At 39.0% G+C, this 22,725-nt stretch carries 24 protein-coding genes; 11 read left to right on the top strand and 13 right to left on the bottom strand.

What is annotated here, in order from left to right; all coding sequences use genetic code 11:
- Positions 1-13: 13 nt before the first annotated feature.
- Positions 14-484 (bottom strand): single-stranded DNA-binding protein, encoded by a 471-nt coding sequence (locus tag ACEXOE_RS08925; protein ID WP_394748399.1) that lies wholly within the window; start codon positions 482-484, stop codon positions 14-16.
- A gap of 87 nt (positions 485-571) precedes the next feature.
- On the bottom strand, positions 572-1,621 hold the full coding sequence (mutY, locus tag ACEXOE_RS08920; protein WP_394748398.1) for an A/G-specific adenine glycosylase: 1,050 nt from the start codon (positions 1,619-1,621) through the stop codon (positions 572-574).
- A gap of 129 nt (positions 1,622-1,750) precedes the next feature.
- Between mutY and ACEXOE_RS08915 the strand changes: the two genes are divergently transcribed.
- The 6 genes from ACEXOE_RS08915 to ACEXOE_RS08890 all read left to right on the top strand — a co-directional run bounded on the left by ACEXOE_RS08915 (position 1,751) and on the right by ACEXOE_RS08890 (position 6,948).
- Complete coding sequence (locus ACEXOE_RS08915) at positions 1,751-2,041, top strand: HU family DNA-binding protein (protein WP_394748397.1); 291 nt, start codon at positions 1,751-1,753, stop codon at positions 2,039-2,041.
- Positions 2,042-2,314: 273 nt separating this feature from the next.
- On the top strand, positions 2,315-3,862 hold the full coding sequence (locus ACEXOE_RS08910; RefSeq protein WP_394748396.1) for an Rne/Rng family ribonuclease: 1,548 nt from the start codon (positions 2,315-2,317) through the stop codon (positions 3,860-3,862).
- Positions 3,863-3,955: 93 nt separating this feature from the next.
- Positions 3,956-4,156, top strand: coding sequence for a DUF4177 domain-containing protein (locus ACEXOE_RS08905; protein ID WP_394748395.1), 201 nt, complete (start codon positions 3,956-3,958; stop codon positions 4,154-4,156).
- Between the two features lie 166 nt (positions 4,157-4,322).
- A complete protein-coding gene (locus ACEXOE_RS08900) occupies positions 4,323-5,144 on the top strand; it encodes a DUF3667 domain-containing protein (RefSeq protein WP_394748394.1) in 822 nt (273 codons plus the stop codon).
- 20 nt (positions 5,145-5,164) lie between these two features.
- Positions 5,165-5,635, top strand: a complete 471-nt coding sequence (locus tag ACEXOE_RS08895) for a regulatory protein RecX (RefSeq protein WP_394748393.1) — start codon at positions 5,165-5,167, stop codon at positions 5,633-5,635.
- A 107-nt stretch (positions 5,636-5,742) separates the two neighbouring features.
- Complete coding sequence (locus ACEXOE_RS08890) at positions 5,743-6,948, top strand: hypothetical protein (RefSeq protein ID WP_394748392.1); 1,206 nt, start codon at positions 5,743-5,745, stop codon at positions 6,946-6,948.
- A gap of 21 nt (positions 6,949-6,969) precedes the next feature.
- Here ACEXOE_RS08890 and ACEXOE_RS08885 read toward each other — a convergent pair whose 3' ends face one another.
- The 5 genes from ACEXOE_RS08885 to ACEXOE_RS08865 all read right to left on the bottom strand — a co-directional run bounded on the left by ACEXOE_RS08885 (position 6,970) and on the right by ACEXOE_RS08865 (position 12,452).
- A complete protein-coding gene (locus tag ACEXOE_RS08885) occupies positions 6,970-7,830 on the bottom strand; it encodes a cupin-like domain-containing protein (protein ID WP_394748391.1) in 861 nt (286 codons plus the stop codon).
- Between the two features lie 74 nt (positions 7,831-7,904).
- Positions 7,905-8,993, bottom strand: a complete 1,089-nt coding sequence (gene bioB / locus ACEXOE_RS08880) for a biotin synthase BioB (protein ID WP_394748390.1) — start codon at positions 8,991-8,993, stop codon at positions 7,905-7,907.
- Between the two features lie 141 nt (positions 8,994-9,134).
- Positions 9,135-10,574, bottom strand: coding sequence for a flotillin family protein (locus ACEXOE_RS08875; protein ID WP_394748389.1), 1,440 nt, complete (start codon positions 10,572-10,574; stop codon positions 9,135-9,137).
- A gap of 6 nt (positions 10,575-10,580) precedes the next feature.
- Positions 10,581-11,159, bottom strand: a complete 579-nt coding sequence (locus ACEXOE_RS08870) for a hypothetical protein (RefSeq protein ID WP_394748388.1) — start codon at positions 11,157-11,159, stop codon at positions 10,581-10,583.
- Positions 11,160-11,213: 54 nt separating this feature from the next.
- Positions 11,214-12,452 (bottom strand): beta-ketoacyl synthase N-terminal-like domain-containing protein, encoded by a 1,239-nt coding sequence (locus tag ACEXOE_RS08865; protein WP_394748387.1) that lies wholly within the window; start codon positions 12,450-12,452, stop codon positions 11,214-11,216.
- A 26-nt stretch (positions 12,453-12,478) separates the two neighbouring features.
- Here ACEXOE_RS08865 and ACEXOE_RS08860 point away from each other — a divergent pair, with 26 nt between their 5' ends.
- A complete protein-coding gene (locus ACEXOE_RS08860) occupies positions 12,479-12,910 on the top strand; it encodes a cytochrome c oxidase assembly factor Coa1 family protein (RefSeq protein ID WP_394748386.1) in 432 nt (143 codons plus the stop codon).
- Between the two features lie 7 nt (positions 12,911-12,917).
- On the opposite strand, the gene bioA is transcribed toward ACEXOE_RS08860, so the two are convergent.
- The gene (bioA, locus tag ACEXOE_RS08855; RefSeq protein WP_394748385.1) at positions 12,918-14,192 is read right to left on the bottom strand and encodes an adenosylmethionine--8-amino-7-oxononanoate transaminase; all 1,275 of its coding nucleotides are present in this window, start codon (positions 14,190-14,192) and stop codon (positions 12,918-12,920) included.
- Positions 14,193-14,264: 72 nt separating this feature from the next.
- Between bioA and ACEXOE_RS08850 the strand changes: the two genes are divergently transcribed.
- A complete protein-coding gene (locus ACEXOE_RS08850; protein WP_394748384.1) occupies positions 14,265-15,761 on the top strand; it encodes an ArnT family glycosyltransferase in 1,497 nt (498 codons plus the stop codon).
- Here ACEXOE_RS08850 and bioD read toward each other — a convergent pair.
- The 3 genes from bioD to ACEXOE_RS08835 are packed head-to-tail and all read right to left on the bottom strand — an operon-like array spanning position 15,747 to position 17,886.
- Positions 15,747-16,364, bottom strand: coding sequence for a dethiobiotin synthase (gene bioD / locus ACEXOE_RS08845; protein WP_394748383.1), 618 nt, complete (start codon positions 16,362-16,364; stop codon positions 15,747-15,749). The genes ACEXOE_RS08850 and bioD overlap by 15 nt on opposite strands.
- Before the next feature lie 5 nt (positions 16,365-16,369).
- Positions 16,370-16,750: a DUF2007 domain-containing protein gene (locus ACEXOE_RS08840; protein ID WP_394748382.1), complete on the bottom strand. Its 381-nt coding sequence runs from the start codon at positions 16,748-16,750 to the stop codon at positions 16,370-16,372.
- Positions 16,750-17,886, bottom strand: a complete 1,137-nt coding sequence (locus ACEXOE_RS08835; protein WP_394748381.1) for an aminotransferase class I/II-fold pyridoxal phosphate-dependent enzyme — start codon at positions 17,884-17,886, stop codon at positions 16,750-16,752. Before ACEXOE_RS08835 ends, ACEXOE_RS08840 begins: the two co-directional genes overlap by 1 nt.
- 246 nt (positions 17,887-18,132) lie before the next feature.
- On the opposite strand from ACEXOE_RS08835, the gene ACEXOE_RS08830 reads away from it, so the two are divergent.
- From ACEXOE_RS08830 to ACEXOE_RS08820, 3 genes are all read left to right on the top strand, one after another.
- A complete protein-coding gene (locus ACEXOE_RS08830; protein ID WP_394748380.1) occupies positions 18,133-18,318 on the top strand; it encodes a hypothetical protein in 186 nt (61 codons plus the stop codon).
- Between the two features lie 151 nt (positions 18,319-18,469).
- Positions 18,470-20,257 carry a M61 family metallopeptidase gene (locus ACEXOE_RS08825; RefSeq protein WP_394748379.1) on the top strand — a complete coding sequence of 596 codons (1,788 nt, stop codon included), beginning with the start codon at positions 18,470-18,472 and terminating at the stop codon, positions 20,255-20,257.
- 7 nt (positions 20,258-20,264) lie between these two features.
- Complete coding sequence (locus ACEXOE_RS08820; protein ID WP_394748378.1) at positions 20,265-20,804, top strand: GNAT family N-acetyltransferase; 540 nt, start codon at positions 20,265-20,267, stop codon at positions 20,802-20,804.
- A gap of 18 nt (positions 20,805-20,822) precedes the next feature.
- Here the strand turns inward: ACEXOE_RS08820 and ACEXOE_RS08815 are convergent, their stop codons facing one another.
- Both ACEXOE_RS08815 and ACEXOE_RS08810 read right to left on the bottom strand, forming a co-directional pair.
- Positions 20,823-22,184 carry a tetratricopeptide repeat protein gene (locus ACEXOE_RS08815; protein ID WP_394748377.1) on the bottom strand — a complete coding sequence of 454 codons (1,362 nt, stop codon included), beginning with the start codon at positions 22,182-22,184 and terminating at the stop codon, positions 20,823-20,825.
- A gap of 264 nt (positions 22,185-22,448) precedes the next feature.
- Positions 22,449-22,724: a F0F1 ATP synthase subunit epsilon gene (locus tag ACEXOE_RS08810; protein WP_394748376.1), complete on the bottom strand. Its 276-nt coding sequence runs from the start codon at positions 22,722-22,724 to the stop codon at positions 22,449-22,451.
- Between the last annotated feature and the right edge of the window lies 1 nt (position 22,725).

Here is a 22,725-nt window from a genome sequence, read left to right as displayed (position 1 = left end):
AATTTTAATTCTCTTAGAATGGTAAATCATCATCTTGTTCAGGTTCGTTTGCGGAGCTTGTTTCTTTGGAGGTATGCCCTGCACTTGTTGAAAGATGTTGCGGCGAAGTTCCTCCTGCATTGGATTGCGCATTGGAAATACTCTCTTTTTTCGTGGAGAGAAAAGTAAATTCCTGCACGTGCACCTCTGTAGTATATCGTGTAACCCCATCTTCGCCCTGCCATTGTCTATTTTTCAATCTTCCTTCCACATAAATCTTATCGCCTTTGCTCAGGTATTTTTCACATATCTCCGCTGCTTTATTGCGTACTACGATATTATGCCAATCTGTATTAGTGACCTTCTCTCCGGTTTGTCTATTGGTATACGTCTCATTGGTAGCCAAGGGAAAACGCGCAATACAATTCCCTCCTTCAAAATAATGCGTCTTTACTTCATCTCCCAGATGCCCGATCAACATCACTTTGTTTAATGTACCACTCATATTCTTTCTTCTTTTTTATGACACTCCATCAATAACATAAGATACGGATAAAGCCTTCTAATTTGAAAGCATTTTCTGCTTCATATATCAAAAATACGAATTTTTAAATGCATTTATAAAATCAGCAATCAAAACGGGGACAGCATAATCTTCCAGATTTTCTATAGCAATTCCATTTTTTAATTGCTCGTCGGTTTCCACGATCCAAAACTTCGTATGCAAATGTTGATGAGACAGTTTGTGTACAATCTTTTTGCCGGCATTGAACTCATAAGACCGTATTACCTTGCTAATGGGCACTACTTCAAAAAGTTTATCCTTTAGCTCTGACAACTCAATTTCCGTAGTAGATTCCCAAAGGGGAAATTCAAATAAGTTTTGCCAAATTCCTTTTCCCAATCGTTGCTGAAGTAGTGTTCTTCCTTGGGGATCTATTGCCATGATATAATTAAAGTAACGTTCCTTGACCTTATTCTTTTTTATTTTTACAGGCAATGTTGTCACCGTATTCTGTTGTAGGGACACACAGCTTTCATTGAGTGGACAGTGTAGGCAATACGGTTTTTTAGGGGCGCATTGAATAGCGCCAAATTCCATGATACCCTGATTGTAATCCCTAACATTGGAGGTATCCATTACTTCTCTTGCCAAGTTTTTAAAATAACGAATGCCTTCCGTGCTATTGATAGGAGTGTCTATTCCAAAGTATCGTGCCAGTACACGATATACATTTCCGTCCACCACAGGTTCGGGGGCATTGAAACAGATAGAGGCAATGGCGCTGGCCGTATAATCTCCCACTCCTTTTAATTTTAAAAGTCCTTTATACGAATTGGGAAAATTTCCCCCGTATTCTTCAGAAATCAGCTTTGCCGTGGCATGAAGGTTTCTGGCCCTGGAGTAGTATCCAAGTCCCTGCCATAACTTCAGCACCTTTTCTTCCGGGGCCTCTGCCAAATCGTGCACCGTGGGAAAATGTTCCAGAAACTTCAAATAATAGGGTGTTCCCTGTGCAACACGTGTTTGTTGCAACATGATTTCAGACAACCATATTTTGTATGGTTCGGTACTATTTCGCCAAGGAAGTGACCTCTTATTTTCGGCGTACCAAAGGAGAATTTTTTCAGAAAAGGACATCAATAAAAATACTAAAGTCCAAAAGTAATGGTTTAAAGACTTAAAATTAGTTCTTTAGGATAAAAGATTGAATTTAATTTATATATTTGCAACCCAAAAAAATTACACTAAGAAAATTATAAAAATAAAATGACTAAAGCGGATATTGTTACGAAAATCTCAGAAAAACTGGGAATTGAAAAAGGAGACGTTCAAGCAACTGTTGAATCTTTTATGGAAGAAGTAAAGTCTTCCTTGGAGAGTGGAGACAACGTATATTTAAGAGGGTTTGGAAGTTTTATCATAAAAACTAGAGCCGAAAAAACAGGTAGAAACATTTCAAAAAATACTACCATAAAAATTCCGGCGCACAACATTCCTGCATTTAAACCAGCCAAGGTTTTTGTAGAAGGAGTAAAAAGCAACGTACACGTTAAATAAAATATTAATCCAAAAAGTAGAATTTTATGCCGAGTGGTAAAAAAAGAAAAAGACATAAGGTAGCTACCCACAAACGTAAGAAACGTAGGAGAGCTAACCGACACAAGAAAAAGTAGTTCTAGCAGCTACTTTTTCCTTTTACACGTTCTTTGACATAGGAATTCTGAAAAAAGAATTTCGGCAGATGTATCTATCTGTTTCAATCATTGTTTAATCAATTTATCCCCTCGCGATACTATAATCGTGGCAGGGGTAAGTACAAATACATTCCAGGTGAATAGAGAATTGATCATACGATCTAGTTCCGATGCCGTAGATTTTGCCTTACTTAAAGATGGAAAACTAACTGAATTGCATAAAGACGAGGACAGTAACGATTTTGCTGTTGGCGATATTATGATTGCCAAAGTGAGAAAACCCGTTACTGGTTTAAATGCTGCTTTTGTAAACGTGGGCTATGAAAAAGATGCCTTTTTACATTACCATGATTTGGGACCACAGCTCTCCTCTATGCTTAAATTCATCAAAAAAGTCAGTACAGGTCGTTTAAAAGATTACACCTTAAAAGACTTTCCATTTGAAAAAGACATTGACAAAAATGGGGTCATCACAGACGTCATTAAAGCCAATCAATCCTTATTAGTACAAATTGTCAAAGAGCCTATTTCCACAAAAGGACCCCGTATAAGTTCAGAATTATCATTAGCTGGGCGTTATTTGGTTATGGTTCCTTTTTCCGATCGCGTTTCTGTTTCCCAGAAAATAGAGAGCAAGGAGGAAAAAGATCGCTTAAAAAGACTCGTACGAAGTATCAAACCAAAAGGGTTTGGTGTCATCATAAGGACTGTGGCAGAAGGCAAAAAAGTTGCAGAACTAGACAAAGATTTAGAAAACTTGCTGGACAAATGGTCCACCATGTGCAAAAAACTGTATAAAGCACCCCATCCGTCCAAAGTATTGGTCGAGTTGAACAGGGCTTCATCTATCTTAAGGGATATTTTTAACGATTCCTTTACTGCAATCCAAGTAGATGATAAAATGCTCTACGGTCAAATTAAAGACTATGTACAGGAAATTGCACCACAGAAAGAATCTATTGTAAAATTGTATAACTCTTCTGTACCGATTTTTGAAAAATTCGGAATAGAACGACAAATAAAAACTTCTTTTGGCAGAACTGCTTCCATGAGTAAGGGAGCTTATCTCATAATAGAACATACCGAAGCCCTACACGTTATTGATGTGAATAGTGGCAATCGTTCCAATAAAGCCAAAAATCAAGAAGACACTGCATTGGAGGTTAATTTATTGGCCGCTTCAGAAATAGCACGTCAACTTAGACTGCGTGATATGGGAGGCATCATTGTTGTGGATTTTATTGACATGTCCAGAGCCGATCATCGAAGAAAGCTTTTTGATCATCTTAGAGATGAAATGAAGGATGATAGGGCCAAGCATAAAATATTACCCCCTAGCAAATTTGGGCTTATACAAATTACAAGACAACGAGTAAGACCTGAGATGAATATAAAAACAAGTGAGGAAAATCCCAATGGCCAAGGCCAAGAAGTAGAAGCTCCCATTGTTTTAATCGATAAAATCAATGCCGATTTAGAAAAATTATTGAAAGGCCCTGCAGCGGGCAATGGCATTACATTGAACATTCATCCATTCATAGCAGCTTACTTAACAAAAGGGTTGATGTCCATGCGTTTCAAATGGTTTTTGGACCATAAAAGATGGATTAAAATACAACCAAGAGATGCGTATACGTATCTTGAATACCGTTTTAAAAACAACGACGGAAAAACCATATATTAAAACATTTAAAGGCGATACTAGTATTACTAGTGTCGCTTTTTTTTTACAATTAACTCTGGTTTTTGTACTTTGACAAAAAACTTAATCCCCGATATGAAAGAATACAAAGTAGAGTCGTTTATTCTGTATAGCAAGTTATCCTTGGATTCCAAACATATTTTAAAAGATTCCACAAAGAAAATTCAAGCTATTTTAGATGAATATGCTAAAGATGGTTGGCAATTATCTTCTACCGATGCGACTAATTTTGGTGCTGCCGTGTATTACTACCTTTATTTTGAACGTAGCATTTAAAGGAGATCGCCATTAGTATGTTTTTTTTACGCCTTCCTAAAATATTCTGGAGCCCTAAAGGCAACGATGTCCAAGGTTAAAATCTATTGGCTATTATCTTAAAAAATAAAAATTGCTATCTTGGCAATCGATGTGCCCTACAAAGCACTTCCTAACCAACTATAAAATGACTTGTAAAAATTGTACAGCGGCCCTATCTGCTGAAAATAATTTTTGTGCTTCTTGTGGTGCCAAAATAATCAAGGATCGCATTACTGTAAAAAACTTGATTGCCGATCTTTTAAATGCTATTGGATGGGATAATAAATACTTTAAGACCATTAAAGCGTTGATTCTTCAACCAGGGCAACTTTTCAGGGAATATCTAGGGGGAGCCCGAAAAAAATATATGACTCCTTTTAGTTTTTTGGGAATTGGGGTAACTATCGCTTTATTTATTTTCAACATTTTTTCGGAACAATTCATTGCAATTACAACGGAATCCAGTTCGCAAACGAATGAATTCATGATCAATTTTATGAAAGAAAAGTTTGGAGATGCCGTAGATACCGATCAAATGCGAGCCGATGCAGAAGCAACATCCCAGCAATACGCCTTACTATATTTAAAATATTTTAATGTGTTTGTCATACTTTTGATGCCATTATATGCTTTTATGAGTTCTCTTGTATATAGAAAATCCCATAGCTATGGAGAACATTTTGTGATTAATTGCTATATCCTTGGCCTGAGTTTTCTAGCAACTTCCATTTTCTTTGTGATCAGCCTTTTTACAGCTCCCTATTTTTATTATATCACCATCCTATTGCTTATTTTTTATTACACCTATGCCTATGGAAGATTGTATCAATTTTCCGTAAAACAGTCCGTAATAAAATTGTTAAAGTTTGTAGGGATACTGATCCTCTTCATTCCTGTTTTTCTAATTTTAATGGTCATTCTAGGAATTCTTGTGGCAATCATTATTGCTGTATTAAAAAGGTTTTAATTTTAATTGTTCCCCTTCCATTGCAACGAAAAACCTACACCCTGACTGAAGCTCAAAAAAAATTGGAACGTTATTGTGCCTACCAGGAGCGCTGTCATAGAGATGTTACTACCAAGCTAAAGGAAATGCATATGATTCCTGAAGCCATTGATAATATCGTATCAGCACTTATACAAGATAATTATTTGAATGAGGAACGTTTTGCCCGTAGTTATGCCCGAGGGAAATTCAACATTAAAAAATGGGGAAGAAATCGAATCGTAAATGAGTTAAAACAACGCAATATTTCCCGATACAATATTAAAGCGGCCTTGTCCGAAATAGATCCAGAACAATACCATGAGACGTTGGACACGCTTGTCGAAAAAAAATGGGCCAGTCTTACAGACACCGATCTTCAAAAAAAGAAAAGGAAATTATTGAACTACCTGTTATACCGAGGTTGGGAAAGCCAATATGTTTATGAAAAAATACAATCATTAGAGGTATAGTTTTCATATTCGAAAATTATTTCAAAATAACTACCCGCGATACACTACAATTTGTATATTTTTATTATTTTCGACAAATAGAAAATAATCACACCAATAACCAAATCATGAACACCAACAATTTCCTATTTTTTTTCTTGTTATTTTGTATCAATGCACATGCACAGGTTTCCTTCGAAAAAGGGTATATTATTGACAATGCGGGTAAACGGACGGATTGTTGGATTAAAAATGTGGATTGGCGACAAAATCCATCCGAATTTGAATATCGATTGACCAGTGATAATCCAATTCAAAAAGGATCATTGCAGAATATTACCGAATTTGCCATTCTTAACACACCTCACAAATACGTAAGGGCCAAAGTAAAAATAGAAGTATCTCCACGTGCCACAAAAGAGCTAAGCAAAACGAAAGAGCCATTGTTTGAAGAAAAAAATTGTTTTCTAAAAGTACTGGTAGATGGAAAGGCAAGGCTTTATGAATATAATAAGTCTAGAATCATCAATTATTTATTTCGTGTAGATAATGAACCTATTACAACATTAATCTTCAAGAAATATCTCCTTTCAACCTATAGCATAGCAGAAAACACTACCTATAAAAAACAGTTATGGGATGCATTAAAATGCCAGGATATTACTTCGAAAGATCTTAGTCGACTTAAATTTAAAAAAAAGGAGTTGATTTCTTTGTTTGGTAAATACCATCTATGCAATGGCATTGAATACACTGCATTAAAGAAGAAAAATACAAGAGAATCTATAAAGTTCGCCATTAAAGGGGGCGTAGGTTTTAGTCAAGCCGACATTACATTCAATGGGAGCAGTTCTCAGGATTTTGGCTTGGATTTCCCCAACGAGGCATCCCCTAGGATAGGAGTAGAAGTTGAGTTTATTTTCCCGTTCAACAAAAACAAATGGTCCTTTTTTGTGCAACCCTTGTTTCAATCCTATACCACTGATGGCACGAATCTTATGCCGTCGCAAGAAGTTGATTTTGACTACAAATCCATTGAAACTACCCTAGGGATTAGACATTATAGCTTTTTAACAGATAGTTCCAAACTATTTTTTAATGCCGGGATTATTATTGACGCTCCCATAAATTCCAGAATTGATTTTGAAAATAGAGTCAACGCCTTTGAAATTGAGACCCAAAGTGCCTTTAACTTAGGATTGGGGTATACTTTTAAAGATAGCTATAGTATTGAAGTTAATTATACTGCCAGCAGACAACTGCTTACAAATTTTGCAACAATATCCTCAACCTATACCAACTTCTCCTTAATTCTGGGGTATCGTATTTTTTAAGGTCTCTCAAAAAAACAATGGTTACACCTCCAAAGCCCTATGCGTTCTTAAAATAGCCTGTTCATTCTTCCAATCAATCCATTTTTGTCCTTTTACACGGCGCATCAAATTGTCATAATACCGCATAATAAATACATTATATAGGGCTTTGCCCAAATTTTTAGGGTTTCTGGGAATGGCACGAAGGCTCATGGAAAACCCAGGCGTAATATATTTCATATGGTGCCAGTATCCTTCGGGCATATACAGGATTTCCCCATGTTCCAAATGCGTTTTATACCCAGTGACATTTTTAAGGGCCGGCCATTGCTCATAATCCGGATTGGAGAAATCAATGCTTTCGTGGGTGATTAAGGCATGGGGAACTTTGTACAAAAATTTGTTCTGCGATTGCGAGAATAGAATACACTCTTTTTTTCCTTCAAAATGAAAATGGAAGATATTGGCCAAATCAATATCGTAATGCATAAAGGTATGGGAATCCATTCCTCCAAAAAATAACATGGGCAATCCTTTCATCAAGCGCAATCCAAAGTCCGGATAGCTAAAATCTTCCTGTAAGCGCGGCACTTCTTTTAAAATATTCCAAAGGAAAATGCGATATTTGGTAGGCTCTCTTTTCAAGAGATCAATATAATCCGTCATTTTCATTTTGGCATGAGGCTCATTGAAACCGTCTTCATGATCTACAGGTCGGTCATCATAAAGGGGTACCGTAATATCTCCGGCAATTTCCCTCATATATTCTAGGTTCCACTTGGTATAGGCGGGCCAATCTTTAACAAACTGTTCTATAACAACAGGTTTCTGAGGCTTAAAGTAATTGGCGATAAAAGCTTCTTTGGTAATTGTCTTTACCCTTGGAATATCCTTTAAATTCAATGATAGTCGTGTTGATGTTAACCATCAAATTTAAAAAAATACGGCAAATAAAATCTTAAAATTTTCTTATTCTCCTATCGTTTTTGGGCCAACTTTGCTTTTTCATTGCGTTCAATGGTATGATTTGGTCTCGTCCACTTTGGTTTTTCCCCTAAAGCTTCATATTGGGAATCAGCAGCTTCCACTGTTTTTGGCTGTGAAATCTTCGTAAAAGGCTTTTGCGGATTTAAGCCCAGTAATTTAAACATTTCCATATCCTCATTGACATCAGGGTTGGGTGTTGTCAGCAATTTATCGCCTGCAAAAATGGAATTTGCCCCTGCAAAAAAGCACATCGCCTGACCTTCCCTACTCATTTGAGTACGTCCTGCTGAAAGTCGCACTTGGGTCTCGGGCAGTACAATTCTAGTGGTTGCAACCATACGGATCATATCCCATATGGAAACAGGTTCCATTTCTTCCATGGGCGTCCCTTCTACAGGAACCAATGCATTGATGGGTGTGGACTCCGGCTGTGGGCTCAAAGAAGATAGGGCCACAAGCATTCCCGCTCTGTCTTCCAATTGTTCTCCCATTCCTATAATTCCTCCACTACAGACCGTTACATTACTTTTCCTTACGTTTTCTATGGTATCCAAACGATCTTCAAAAGCACGGGTAGATATCACATCCTTATAATAATCTTCAGAAGTATCTAGATTATGATTATACGCATACAATCCAGCTTCTGCTAAACGCTTCGCCTGATTTTCGGTCAACATTCCCAAGGTACAGCAGACTTCCATATCCAATTTATTAATGGTACGCACCATTTCCAGCACTTGTTCAAACTCAGGTCCGTCCTTGACATTTCGCCATGCCGCTCCCATACATACTCTTGAACTCCCGGAGGCCTTGGCACGTAATGCCTGTGCTTTGACATGGGAAACCGTCATTAAATCATTGCCTTCGATATCGGTATGGTAACGGGCAGCCTGAGGGCAATACCCGCAATCTTCCGGACATCCTCCTGTTTTTATGGATAATAAGGTAGATACCTGAACGGTATTAGGGTCATGATGTTCCCTATGAATAGTTGCCGCGTTATACAATAACTCCATAAGTGGGGTATTGTAAATTTCCATGATTTCTTCCTTAGTCCAATCGTGCCTAACTGTAGTCATATGTAATCTGTTATTGCTACTTCTGAAATTTTCATCAAAAATAGCCTTTAATAATTAGAAAACGTAAAAATCAAAACCTAAAAAAGACCTATCGACAAGATTATGTGACAGGCCTTTTCCTCGGTTTGGCTTGATTGAAAACTATTCTTCCGTTTCTTTATCCGAAGTATCCGCCTCTGCATCAGATGTGATCGTCGTCTCTTCGTCCACTCCTTTTCCTTTGAGGTATTCAGGCAATTGCATTCCCGCCATATTGAACATTTCCTGTAAAGGAGGTACGGATTTGTACATTCCAGAAATAAAGTTGGAAGTAGAATTTTTACCGTCTTTTCCGTTCCCACTATCCCAGACCGTAACTTTATCAATTTTAATATTCTTGATGGCCTCAGCCTGAGTTTTGACCAATTCCGGAAGTTTGTCCGCTACTAATAATAATACCGCATCCTTAGGGTTATCACCGGCTGCTTTCACAATTTCATCCAAACCTTGGGCCTGTTTGGTCAATACTTCGAACAATCCTTGGGCCTCTGCCTGTGCTTTGAACAAAATAGCGTCTGCTTCCCCTTTTGCTTTTCTACGGATACGTTCCGCTTCAGCTTCTGCATCGATCTCTGCTTTTCGTTTGTCAATTTCAGCAGGTACAATAACATCGGCCATCTGCGAACTTCGCTCCCGTTCTGCCCTGGCAATTTCTGCATCTTTTTCAGCCGCATAGGATTCTTCCAAAGCCTTTGCCGATTGTACTTTTTCTGCGGCAATCGCGGTACGCTCAGCTTCCGCCTCTCGCTGTCTTCGCAAAGAATCGGAATTCGCCACATTGATTTTTGCAATATTTTCCCCTTCTACGGCCTGGGCATTGGCCGCAGCAACCTGAGTTCGTTGATCTTGTACTGCATTGGCTTCCCCAATGGAACCATCTCTATTTTTTTCTGCTACGGATTTACGAGCAGCATTGATCGCATGTGCGGCCGCTTCTTTTCCTAGGGCCTCAATATATCCAGACTCGTCTACAATATCCGTGATATTTACATTGATCAATTTAAGTCCTACTTTCTTCAATTCCGATTCTACACTTTGGGAAATATTGGATAGGAACTTATCCCGGTCGGAGTTGATCTCTTCAATATCCATGGAAGCTACCACCAGACGTAACTGACCAAAGATGATTTCTTTTGCCAAATCCTGTACTTCTTGCATTCCTAATCCCAACAGACGTTCTGCAGCATTTTGCATTACTCCGGGTTCGGTAGAAATACCAATGGTAAACCTAGAGGGTACGTTTACCCTTATATTCTGTCTACTCAAAGCATTTGTTAAATCTACTTCAATAGAAATAGGTGTTAGATCCAAAAACTCATAGTCTTGGATCACAGGCCAAATGAAGGCTGCTCCACCGTGGATACATTTTGCGGAATTTCCGGATCCTACTTTTCCGTACACCACAAGAATACGATCGGATGGACATCGTTTATAACGACGTATGAATGAAATAATAATGATAAAGAGAAACAAGATTGCTACCCCGATGGCAATCAAGGTAGCGGATCCCGATTCTCCAAATTGTAATGGTAATGCTAACATAGTTGGTTATTTATTTAAGAGTTCAACAATTAATATTCCGTTATCGGTCACTTCCTTTACGCGAACAACATTTCCTAAGACAAGATCAGTATCTTCATCGGTCAAGGCATCGAGTTCCCGTAAGGTCCCTTGTACTGTAATACTCACTTTTCCCATGCTGCCGCGATCGGCCCCTATGGTCAAATACACTTCTCCTATAAGATTAAGGGCATTTTTTAAATTGAGGGTTCCACTGCTTTGCAGTTTTCCTAGATAGTAAAATAGGGAGGCCATGGCCAACATCATGAGCAAGCCACAAATGACCGATATTAAAATGGTAATTCCTTTTCCCAATCCGGCGTCCATACTGGCAATTCCAGCCCAGCCAAAGATGGCAAAAAAACCGGATAAGTTCTTAAAAGAGAGAAATTGAAAATCCACACCAGTATCCCCATCGATTTCGGCATCTACATCCCCATCGATTCCATCGGCATCTCCTCCAATGAACATGAGTAGAATAAATATCAGCATTACAAAAGTGGCTAATATCGCTGTAGTCCAATAAATCTTTTCAAACAAAGTCAAAGCGGTGAACCATGCTTCCATACATTTTCGGTTTTTAGGTTTACAGTGTTAAGATAGAAATAATTTGATTATTTTCTATGCGTTTTTGGTAAGTAGTACCGATACGGCATTTCCGCCGAAGCCTACGGCATTTACAATAATGGTATTGATTTTTTGTTCGGCCGGAACATCCTGTACATACGGAACTCCTATAAACTCTTGGCGCAGTAACATTAAAATCGCCAATTCTATGTTGAGCATTCCCGAAGCTCCGAAGGTGTGACCTACTTTCCATTTGTTAGTAGTCAACAAAGGCATTTTGTTACAAAAAATCTTTTCAATCGCATTTTTTTCTGATAAATCCCCTTTGATGGTTCCCGGCGCATGCATGACAATCACATCCACATCTTCAGGAGACATCCTACCTAAAGCCATCTTCATAGAATCCTGAAAACACTGGGCATCTGTCGAAATGGATATGTTGTGTTCCAAAGGTTCCGTTGCATACCCTATCCCTGCAATTATCGCAAGCGCATTTTTAACACCCCCTTTTTCCAAACAGGCCATTGCAGCCCCTTCTCCCAGTATCATGGAATTCTGTTTTTTATCCAAATCCATTGCTCGACAGGGATATCCCTGGGGTGTAATGGCTTTTTTCAAACTTCCATGTTCCACAGTGCTCTTTGCGTAAATTTTCAAGGCCTTCATTTGTGCCAAAGTAAAAGGCGTAAGAGGTGCTTCACTCCCTCCGACCATAAATTTATTCGCCATCCCACTGCTGATCCAAGCTACGCCATTTAAAAGTGCATGTAATGCGGTAGAACAGGTTATGGAATGCGAAATCTCGGGGCCCCTTGTTTGTAGATCATGGGCAATCCAGGATGAAATATTCCCTAAGGTAGTGGTAGGGGAGGCCAAGGTAGTAGCACGCTCTTTTTCAAGAAATTCTTCATGGTATTGCTCAAACAGCGCAGTTGCTCCTCTTGAAGAACCAACATTGATTCCAAAATTATCCTTTCCGGACCATCCTGCTATTTGCATTGCTTTTCGGGCAGCAAAGAGGGCATAAAGTACGCTAGCATCGAGATTCTTATATTTTGAATCTCCTTTTTTTAAGTCCGAAATCTCCTTTAAGGCATGTTCTGGCAAAGACGCCACCCAACTTGTACTGCCCCCAATTTTTTTTTCCGTAAAAGCGTGATTATGGTTCTTATAATTGTTCCAAATCTCTTCCAAAGAAATTCCTAAGGGAGAAATAGAAGCAATAGCGGTAATGGATATCAATTGCTGCAAGCTGGTTTTCTTTTCTGCAAAAATAAAAGTTCTTATCTTCATACTATACTTTAAAATCAAAAAAAAGAATGAATAATGAACTTGTACCGCAGCCAAGTTGGTGGAAAAGAAATTGGAAATGGGTAGTTCCCGTAGGTGGCTGCCTTACCATCATCATTCTTTTTGTTGTTTTTCTTGGCTCATTGTTTTACGGTATCACTACCGTGATGGAGGAATCACAACCCTACGAATACGCTTTTGAATTAATCAACCAAGACGAAAAAATCATTGAACTACTGGGCTCGCCCATTGAAAAAGATGGAATGGTACAGGGAAGCGTCAATTGGAACAATGGACGTAAATCCTCAAATCTAACCATACCCATTGCCGGTCCTAAAGGCAAGGGAACGCTATATGTTGATGCACGGGGCATCGATGATACTTGGACCTATGATAGGATAGAGGTTCTGATTCCCGATAATGGGCTCATTGACCTTCTTGAAACACAGAAAATAGAATAATATATATCTAGACAAGCTCCAGTGCTTTCTCGATACTGGAGTATATCTTTTGCAATTGCTGATCGGTGATTACATAAGGGGCCTGGATATAAATGGTATTGCCCAAAGGTCGTAAGAATACCCCATTGTCCATAAAGTGGGCAAAGAGCTTATCCCTTAGGTTTCCATAACGCTCCATTTGCACTTCCAAATCCAAGGCATAAATAATCCCCAACTGCCGCGTTTGTCTTACTTTAGGGTGTTTCTTTATCCGCGCATCGAACTCCTGATGCGCTGCGGTTATACGCTGAATGTTTTCTTGGATTTCCGTACTCTGCAGCAATTCTATTGCAGCCAAAGCAGCGCTACAGGCCAGCGGATTGCCCGTATAGGTATGTCCATGAAATAGTCCATGGGCAATTTCATCACTATAAAAAGCATCATACACTTTTTGGGAACAACTGGTGACCGCCATAGGAAGCAACCCCCCCGTTAAGGCTTTGGACATACACATGATATCTGGCTTGGATGCCATATGATCAGAGGCAAAATACGTTCCCGTTTTTCCAAAACCGGTCATGACCTCATCTGCTATGGTTATTACCTTGTGGGCTTTCAAGTATTCCAAAATGGTATTCAAGCCTTCCTTATCATGCATCTTCATGGCAGCAGCACCTTGCACCAAGGGTTCATAAATAATTCCTGCAACTTTTTCTTCTGCCAGATACTCTTTTAATAGATCCAAAATCGTCTGGATATTTTCCTTGCTGGGTACGGGAATCCGTTTTACCGCAATAAAGAAATCTTCAAAAGGGCCATTGTAGACCGACAGACCAGATACGGACATTGCACCAAAAGTATCTCCATGGAAGCCTTCTTCAAAAGCAAGGAGTACATTTCGTCTTTCCCCTTGATTAAAATGATACTGCAAGGCCATTTTAATTCCGATTTCAGTGGCTGTTGAACCATTATCCGAGAAAAAGAGTTTTTCCTGATTTTCAGGTAAAATCTTGATAAGCTCCTCCGAAAGTCGTACCGCTGGCTCATGGGTAAAACCACTAAAAACCACCTGATCTAATTGTTGCATTTGAGCATAAACCCGATCTAAGATATACGGATTGCAGTGACCGTACATACAAGTGTACCAGGAAGCAATGCCATCGATATAGGTTCGATCATTCTCATCGTATAGCAGTGACTCTTCTGCTTTTACAATTCCCAGCATCCTTGGATGTAATTTATGTTGGGTCAAAGGATGCCATAAGTGTTTTTTATCCCGTTCCGAAAGATTTTTGCTGCCCATAGAATTTTATATGTTGGCTTTATTTATCTTGCAAATATGGGAAATTCAGCCCAAATAAAATGTTAACCGACCATGCTTAAAAAAGCAATTCATTTTTTTACACCTGCTTACCAAAAATTGACCCATAGAACAGTACTTCTACTTTTAAGTGGTATTGCTCTCTTTGTACGCTTTCCTTTTTTCTTTCGCGATTATATAGATAGGGACGAGAGCACCTTTATTCTTTTGGGACAATCTTGGGTGGAAGGAAATCTGCCCTATACGGAACTTTGGGACTTAAAACCTCCTTTGGTGTATTTGTTTTTTGCAGGCATTATCGCTGTATTTGGAAAAAGTTTTTTTGCCATTCGACTTGTCGGTGCCCTGATGGTGGCCTCCACGGCCTTCTTCTCCTATAAAATCAGTGAACAACTGACAAGCTCCAAAAAAACTGCTTTCTGGACCGCCGTTGTTTGTATTGCCTTGCAAAGTATGTTTGGCAGCTTACAGGGGGTGATGTCAGAACATTTGTGCATTGCCTTCTTTATGCCCGCACTCTATTTGCTCCTTCAACGACCCAAATGGTACCTGTCTGCCCTGTCCGGGATTCTTATGGGGTGTTCTGTAATGATTAAATTAAATATGGCCTATCCCATTCTTTTTGTGGGACTCTATTTTCTTTTTGCCCGTTTTCGAAAAAAACAATTTAAGCTGGGTGTCTCCAATGCATTGGCTTTCGGTATCGCCATTGTTTTGGTCATCCTCGGAACTATTTTTCCTTATTACTTGGAAGGCCATCCAGAAATCTGGTGGAAATCTGTCATCCTCGCTCCTTTGGAATATTCAAGTTCAAAACGATATTCCATTTTTAAGCTGGCTCCTATGATTCTTGTCGTAGCTATGTTTTTGTTCTTAGCCTTTAGGAAAAAGCTTTTGGATAAGAAGTCTATGGAAATCCAAGTACTTTCCATTTCCATTCTTGGGGTATTGCTCTCCTTTATTCAGGGGGGAAGAATTAACGGGCACTACCTCATTCAATTGCATCCCATAATTATTGTCTTGGTTGGAATTGTAGTCAGCAAAATTTCTGTCTTTAAAAAATTTGACTATCGTCCTTTCGTATTTTTTTTGGTACTCCTACTCCCAATGGAAGCCTACCTAGAGTACACTGCCATTGTAAAGAATAAGATCAACAAAGGCCGTTTCTATAATGGGGAAGGAATAGATGTACCGCAATACCTCATGGACAATGCAATGGACACAAGCAATGTCCTATTTACAGAATATCATATTGGGTATTGGGTTTTAGGAACCAAACCTTTAACCAAGGCAGCCACACATCCCAGCAATATTTGCAGGGAAGAAATCTTTCCTTTTTATGACAATCCCAGAAAAACCACCATGGAAGAATTGCGGTTTATCCTTGAAGATATTCAACCCAAAACGATTGTAACGCGGAAGAATAGATTGGTTTTTGATAAAAAAGCCGTAGAAGCCAATACCTTTATCGATGCTTATTTACTAAAACACTATAAAAGCATCAAGACGTTGGGCAAGGCAGAAATTTATCAACGGTTAGAGCAATTCTAAGTTGCCCCTTAAAGCTGCCGCATACTTTTTAATCACCGCAGCATTGAAAGACGGTTCTTCTGAAATTCGTCCAATAACGGGGACTCCGGTTTTCTTTACAATAATGTCTTCTGTAGTCGGATGCGGATCTCCACTGAAAAGCAATGCTACTTTGTAGCCTCTTTGTTGCAACCATCCAATAGTTAAAAGGGAATGATTGATACTTCCTAAATAATGGCGTGAGACCACGATGACCTTATAATTGGGTTTAATAATATCTAAGATGGTATCATCATCATTTAAGGGAACCAAAAGACCTCCTGCCCCCTCAATGACAAGGGTATTTGTAGTACTTGGAGCTACAATTTTCCTCAAATCAATATGAACCCCATCTATTGCCGCTGCAGCGTGTGGGCTCATAGGTGTATTCAAAGCATAGCTATTGGGGTGTATTTTAGTTTTGGAATTAGAGATGAGATCAGCAATCTTATGACTATCCGAATGTGCTAAATCCCCTGCCTGAATAGGCTTCCAGTAATCTGCCTCCAAGGCCTCTGTAATAATGGCCGACGCGATGGTCTTTCCTACCTCCGTGGATATTCCCGTGACAAAAAATTGTTTCATTTGGACTAAGGTTTAGTGATCATATTACAGTTTAGACATTTGTATTTTCGCTTTTCAAAAAAAGGAAACAGTTTATGGAATATGCTCTTCCGTTCATAGTAGGTTTCCGATTTTTGAGCGCCACAATTTGGGCAAACAATAGGTTTGCCATGATCATCAATGGCATAATTTCTTATCTCATTATATATTTCCAGTGCTCTGTCCTTATCCAAGGTGTACACCTGGAGTTTTACCCCTCCAATGGCACTACTGATCAAAGGATCGGAATTCAAGGTATTTTCATCGCGTAAAAAGACGGGAATACCTTCCGATTCCAATTTCCCTTTAATAATTTGAACATCGGCCACGAATTCAAAAGCTCCCAACGTATAAAATTCTTGCTCCATTATTCTTTCAACTGATTTGACAATTCTTGTAATACTACTTTTATTTCTTCTTTTTTAGTATAACTATGGATACAGAAGCGCAAACGTTCCTCTCCTTCCGGTACCGTGGGCGAAAGTATCGGCTTTACCTCAAAACCTTTTTCCTGTAATTTCTTGGCCACAGCCTTCACTTGATCATTTCCCGGGATTATATAGCTATGAATGGCGGAATCACTGGGAATAAAGTTTTTTCGAAGTCCCACTTCCTTCAATTCTTCCTTAAAAGACGCTATGTTTTGTAGCAGTAACTTTCTGGATTGTTCCCCTTCTGAACTCTCCATAAAATTATAGGCCGCCAAAATACTGGCCAGGGCGTGCGGTGGCAAAGCCGTAGTATAGATAAAACTACGTGCAAAATTTATGAGATAATCCCTGAGTTCACCACATCCTAGGATTGCTGCTCCATGACATCCCATGGCTTTTCCGAAAGTGATAATGCGCGCAAACACTTTATCGGCAATTCCCAATTTTTGTACCAATCCTTCCCCATGGGTGCCGAAAACACCTATAGCATGGGCTTCATCAATAATTAAATGATAGTGATTTTCTTTACAAAAATGTCCAAAAGCCATCATATTGGGCATATCTCCATCCATAGAAAAAATGGCTTCGGTAACTATATATATTTCAGTAGCCTCATCGGTACGCTCTCTGGTAAGCAATGTTCCTATTTTCTTCTTGAGATCCTCCAGGTCGTTATGCTTAAACTTATAACTTTTGGCATTTCCCATTAGTATTCCGTCTCGAATACTGGCATGAACAAACTCATCATAAAAAACAAAATCCCCTCGTTGTGGCACTGCGGAAAAAAAACCGATATTGGCATCGTAACCTGAATTAAACACCAATGCTGTTTCTGCCCTGTGCCATTTGGCCAAATGACGTTCCACTTCCTGACAAAAGGCATGATTCCCGGAAATCAGACGAGATCCCGTTGCACCGTTCCTCATCGCATTTTTTTCACGTAATATCTCTGTTGTGGCTTCAAAAATGCTCGTATTTTTGGCAAACCCGAGATAATCATTGGAGGTAAAATCTACCGTATTCTGACAAACTGAAAGGGTACGAACTGCATTTACTGCTTCGCGCTTTTTCATTTTTTCTTTCAATTTTTTCGGAAAATTTACCATGGGCTAAAGATAAGGCATCCCATCATAAAAAGTAAAACCTCCTTCTTTTAAGGCTCTAATTAGCATTAAATAATATGATCACAACAGTGAAATCACGCACCCCAAATCATCAAAAACAAGACCTTATTTTCATTTATTTAGGGTACTCGCTTTAGAAAACACTTCGTTTTTGAATTACATTGTAGGAAATACAAACAAAAAATCCTTTATATCATGAAAAAAATCTTAAAGATTGATGGTGCCAAAGTATTGGGCAAAAAAGAACAAATTAAAATTATGGGAGGTTACGGAAGTTCTTTCAATTGTTGCGGCCCAAATAAATGTAGGGTAAACTTCCCAGGAGGGAGTTTTTGTGAGCCTGGAAGGTGCACTTCCAATGGCGGTTGTATTTTTTACTAGAAAATAAAGCCCATAGCAGGTAAAAGGATTCTTTACAGACAAGAATCCTTTTCTTTTTCTTAAAGTTTCCATATTCCATCATTGATTACAAGCAGCCCTAAAACCGTATACATTTTTAAATTATATTCGCTTTAGAAAAAGACTCTATATCATGCGAACTTTGATTTCTTTATGTTTTGTATTGGCAGGAACCGTATTCCTTCATAGCCAATCAACTTCTTATGAAATTTCCTTTGATAATGCGGTACACCATGAGGCCGAAGTAAAAGCGTCATTCCATGGGCTTTCCAAAAGAAAAACAGCTTCCTTTCGAATGAGCAGAACGTCGCCTGGGCGCTATGCATTGCATGAATTTGCCAAAAACGTTTATGGAGTAAAAGCTACAGACGGCAAAGGGAATGAACTGAAAATAACCCGGCCTAATCCCTACCAATGGGATGTAAAAGGGCATGATGGCACCGTTCATATGAAGTATACCTTATTTGCCAATCGCGGAGGAGGAACCTACGCACAAATCGATGAGACGCACGCTCATCTGAATATTCCAGCGACTTTTATGTTTGCCCCGGCCCTAAAAAACAACCCAATTCAAGTAACTTTTAAGACTAGGGAAGATTTGGGTTGGAAAATAGCAACACAATTAAAACCCCTTCAAAACAACACCTATACGGCTCCCAATCTGGATTATTTTATGGATAGCCCTACGGAAATAAGCAATTTCAGTATCCGGGAATTTCAGGAAACATCCAATGGAAAGTCATATAACATACGATTTGTACTCCTTCATGAAGGAACAGAGGCTGAATTGGATGATTATTTTGAGCAGGTAAAAGCTATTGTAAAACAGGAAAAAGCAGTATACGGGGAATTGCCCGATTTTGATTATGGCGAGTACACCTTTCTGGCATGTTATATGCCCAACGCTTCCGGTGATGGCATGGAACACCGAAACTCTACCATCCTTACGAGTACCCGAAGTTTAGCCAATGGTGGAATGCGCAGTAATATTGGAACCGTGTCCCATGAGTTTTTTCATGCTTGGAACGTTGAACGCATTCGCCCTAAATCTTTAGAGCCTTTTGATTATGAAGCAGCCAATATGAGTGGAGAACTATGGTTTGCGGAAGGTTTTACAAGTTATTATACAGGTTTAATCCTATGTAGAGCCAATATTAGGACGCCCAAAGAATACGTAGAAGGACTGACAGGGACTTTTAACTATGTTTGGAATTCACCCGCTCGGCAATTTTTCAATCCCATAGAGATGAGTTATCAGGCTCCCTTTGTAGATGCCGCTACTTCCGTAGACCCAGTGAATCGGGAGAATACCTTTATTTCCTATTATTCCTATGGCAGCGTTCTTGGCCTGGCTTTAGATCTTTCATTACGGGAACAAAATCTGAACTTGGACGATTATATGAAATTGATATGGAATACCTATGGAAAAACAGAAATACCCTATACCATTTCTAATTTGCACGAAGCGCTGAACAAATATGCCGGCAAGTCTTTTGGAGATCGTTTCTTTGATCAGTATATCTATAATAGCAACATGCCCAACTACGCTTCCTTATTCGACCAGGTGGGGGTTTCGTTGCAAAGAAATGATGACAAAGTTGCTTTTGGTGCCCGTGTAAATGATGCAGGAACTATCCAAAATAATCCTAGTATTGGTAGTCCAGCCTATCTTGCCGGAATGGATAAGGGCGATCATATTGTGTTCGTAGATAATAAAGCCGTGGATCAAAAGACCTCCTTTTCATCCTTATTGGAAAATTATGCGCCTGGAGATCAGATCAAAGTGACTTTTAATCGCTTTGGCAATCAAAAAAGTACTATAGTGACACTTTCCAAAGATCCAAGGTATCGAATTGGTTTCGTTGAAAAGCCATCTGAAGCCGCCTTAAGGAAAAGGAAAGCATGGTTAGCCCCAAAATAAGGTTGTTATGTCTACTTCCATTCAGTACACCAGAGCTTCGTCGGATGAAGAGCTAACTCAGATCCTAGCCATTCAAAAACGCAATATCAAAGCCCATTTGCAGGAGGGGGAAGATAAAATTGAAGGATTTATTACCGTGGGTCATGATTTTGAAATTCTTAAAAAAATGAATGATGCCTGTCCCCACATCCTTGCCAAGGATGGAGATACGGTTGCAGGGTATGCCCTGGTCATGCTACAATCTTTCCGCAATGAAATGCCCGTTTTAGCACCTATGTTCGAGACTGCGGACAAATTGTTAAAAGGAAAAAACTATGTGGTCATGGGGCAGGTTTGTATTGATAAACCCTATCGCAAAATGGGTATTTTTAAAAGCATGTATGCTTACTATAAAGATCAATTGAGTAGCATATACGATTGCCTATTTACCGAAGTGGCCACTGCAAACAAGCGGTCCTTAGGAGCACATCAGAGTGTCGGATTTAAAGTTCTGGATACCCAAATAACCGATGGAACTTCCTGGGAATTGGTGAACTGGGATTGGTAAACCATGTATGTTCAAAGGTCATTCAAGTTTTGGCACTACAATACTACCCCCCACCCAACATTTAAAGTAGACGGTTTTACCTGCCATATTCCGTGTAAAAATCATCTCCTTGGTTGGAGCTCTTCCTTCATAACTTTCTATTGCCTTACTAGCCCTTATACTTAATGAAGGGTCTACTTTAGCTGCTCTACGTGCCAAATCTGCCGCTTTCCAATACAAAGCTCTTTTATCAAAAGCATTGTCCCCGCAAATATTGGCACTATTGGCATACAACCTGGCAATCAGCAAAAAAGCGTTACCATGTGCTGGGTTTGCTTCGATGGCCTTTTGCGCAAAATTCCTTGCTTTGGGTTTGTTCTTTTTTTCGTAGGCACTTGCAATTTTATAGGCAATATTGGATTTTTTCAAGGCATTGGTTTCCAACTCCATTGCCTTATTGAAATCCGCAATGGCGCCAGGGTCATCTCCTTTTCGCTGCTTTAAAATACCGCTATACAGAAAAGCATCCGCAGAAGGATCTAATTGTAATTGCGCATCAAACAACTTTTGGAATATGGGTGCTTCCAGGCAATCTTTGGCAAACAATCTCCCCACCGCTTTTTTAATCCATACGATATCTTCTTTTCGTTCTTCGAATCTATTTTCGTAGAAAGGAATAAGGTTCTCACAAGCTGCCAAATTTCCCAACTTTACTTCAATGCTATTTAAAATCTTTCCATAATAACTGGAATAACTGGTATAGGATTTCAGTTTTCTTGATTCTTTTGTATTCAAATTCCCTTGCTCTTCTTTCATCAACAACTTCCCGATGGCCGCTGTCAATGTAGTGTTCTCTTCAGTGATTCTCTCAGTAACCTTATCGTAGACTTCGAACACCACCTCAATTCTCGTATGCTTGGCTTCATATAGATCCACAGCACTGGAAAAATAAAGGAAAAGCGCTTTAGGGTCTTTGAAATGCTTTGCCCCTTTCTTAAATGCCTGATCTAATTGTGCATAAATTTCCTTAGTGATAATCAATTTATGTTTGTATTTCAAGAGCACAATATCAACCATCACTTCCGTTTGCGATTTTTTTTCGGGAAAATAATTTATGCTATTGTTGTACAGCTCAATTAAATCATTGATGTACCTACTTTTCGCTTCAGTATTGGCCTCTTCTATTTTGTATTCCAAAATTCGCTCTCCATAGGAAAAATTGGCCCAATGTATATCAGGGCAGCTATCATACACTTTTTTCCAAGGTTCATAAGCTTCCCCATATCTTTTGGTTTTTACATAACCGTCATAAATAGAGAGATTTTCTTTACATTCAAGTTCTTGTGCGTTGCTCCATAGACTGCAGAGGAAGCCCATCATCAGGCAAATTTGTACTTTCATATCTGGTTGTATTTAATTGACATCCTATTCAACTTGATCGCCATGAAAAGTAGTAGTATTTGGAGGTAGAAAGTATTCATCAAAAATCGTGCCTTCAGCTCTTATTTTCGTCAAACAAGATAAAGTCGAGTAGTTTAGATGGTCTTTTATTCCCCATAGCATGGGAGAATTAAAAGGAGTGGAAAGGAAAGTTATCCCATATTGGGAAACAAAAAAGCCTTGGCATATATACCAAGGCTTTCTCTATATTTTAAAAAAAAAGTATTAATCTGCCAAGACAATCACTTTATTGTCTTTCATCTCTATGGTTCCACTATTGATAGGCAAAATAGTTTTCCCGTCCATACTGGAAAATTTATCTTGATATGCCTCATCGATAGTGATATCTCCTTGAATCTTAACAGTGCCTTCTTGAAGCAATGAAACGATAGGAGCGTGGTTGGTCAGCATTTGAAATTCTCCATTAACTCCAGGTACCGTTACTGAGGTAACTTCTCCTGCAAATAATGTAGCTTCTGGTGATACGATTTCTAAATACATT

This window comes from Spongiimicrobium salis (assembly GCF_043678055.1).
In the GTDB taxonomy this organism is placed as follows: domain Bacteria; phylum Bacteroidota; class Bacteroidia; order Flavobacteriales; family Flavobacteriaceae; genus Spongiimicrobium; species Spongiimicrobium salis.
This window is presented reverse-complemented; position numbering and strand designations above follow the sequence as displayed.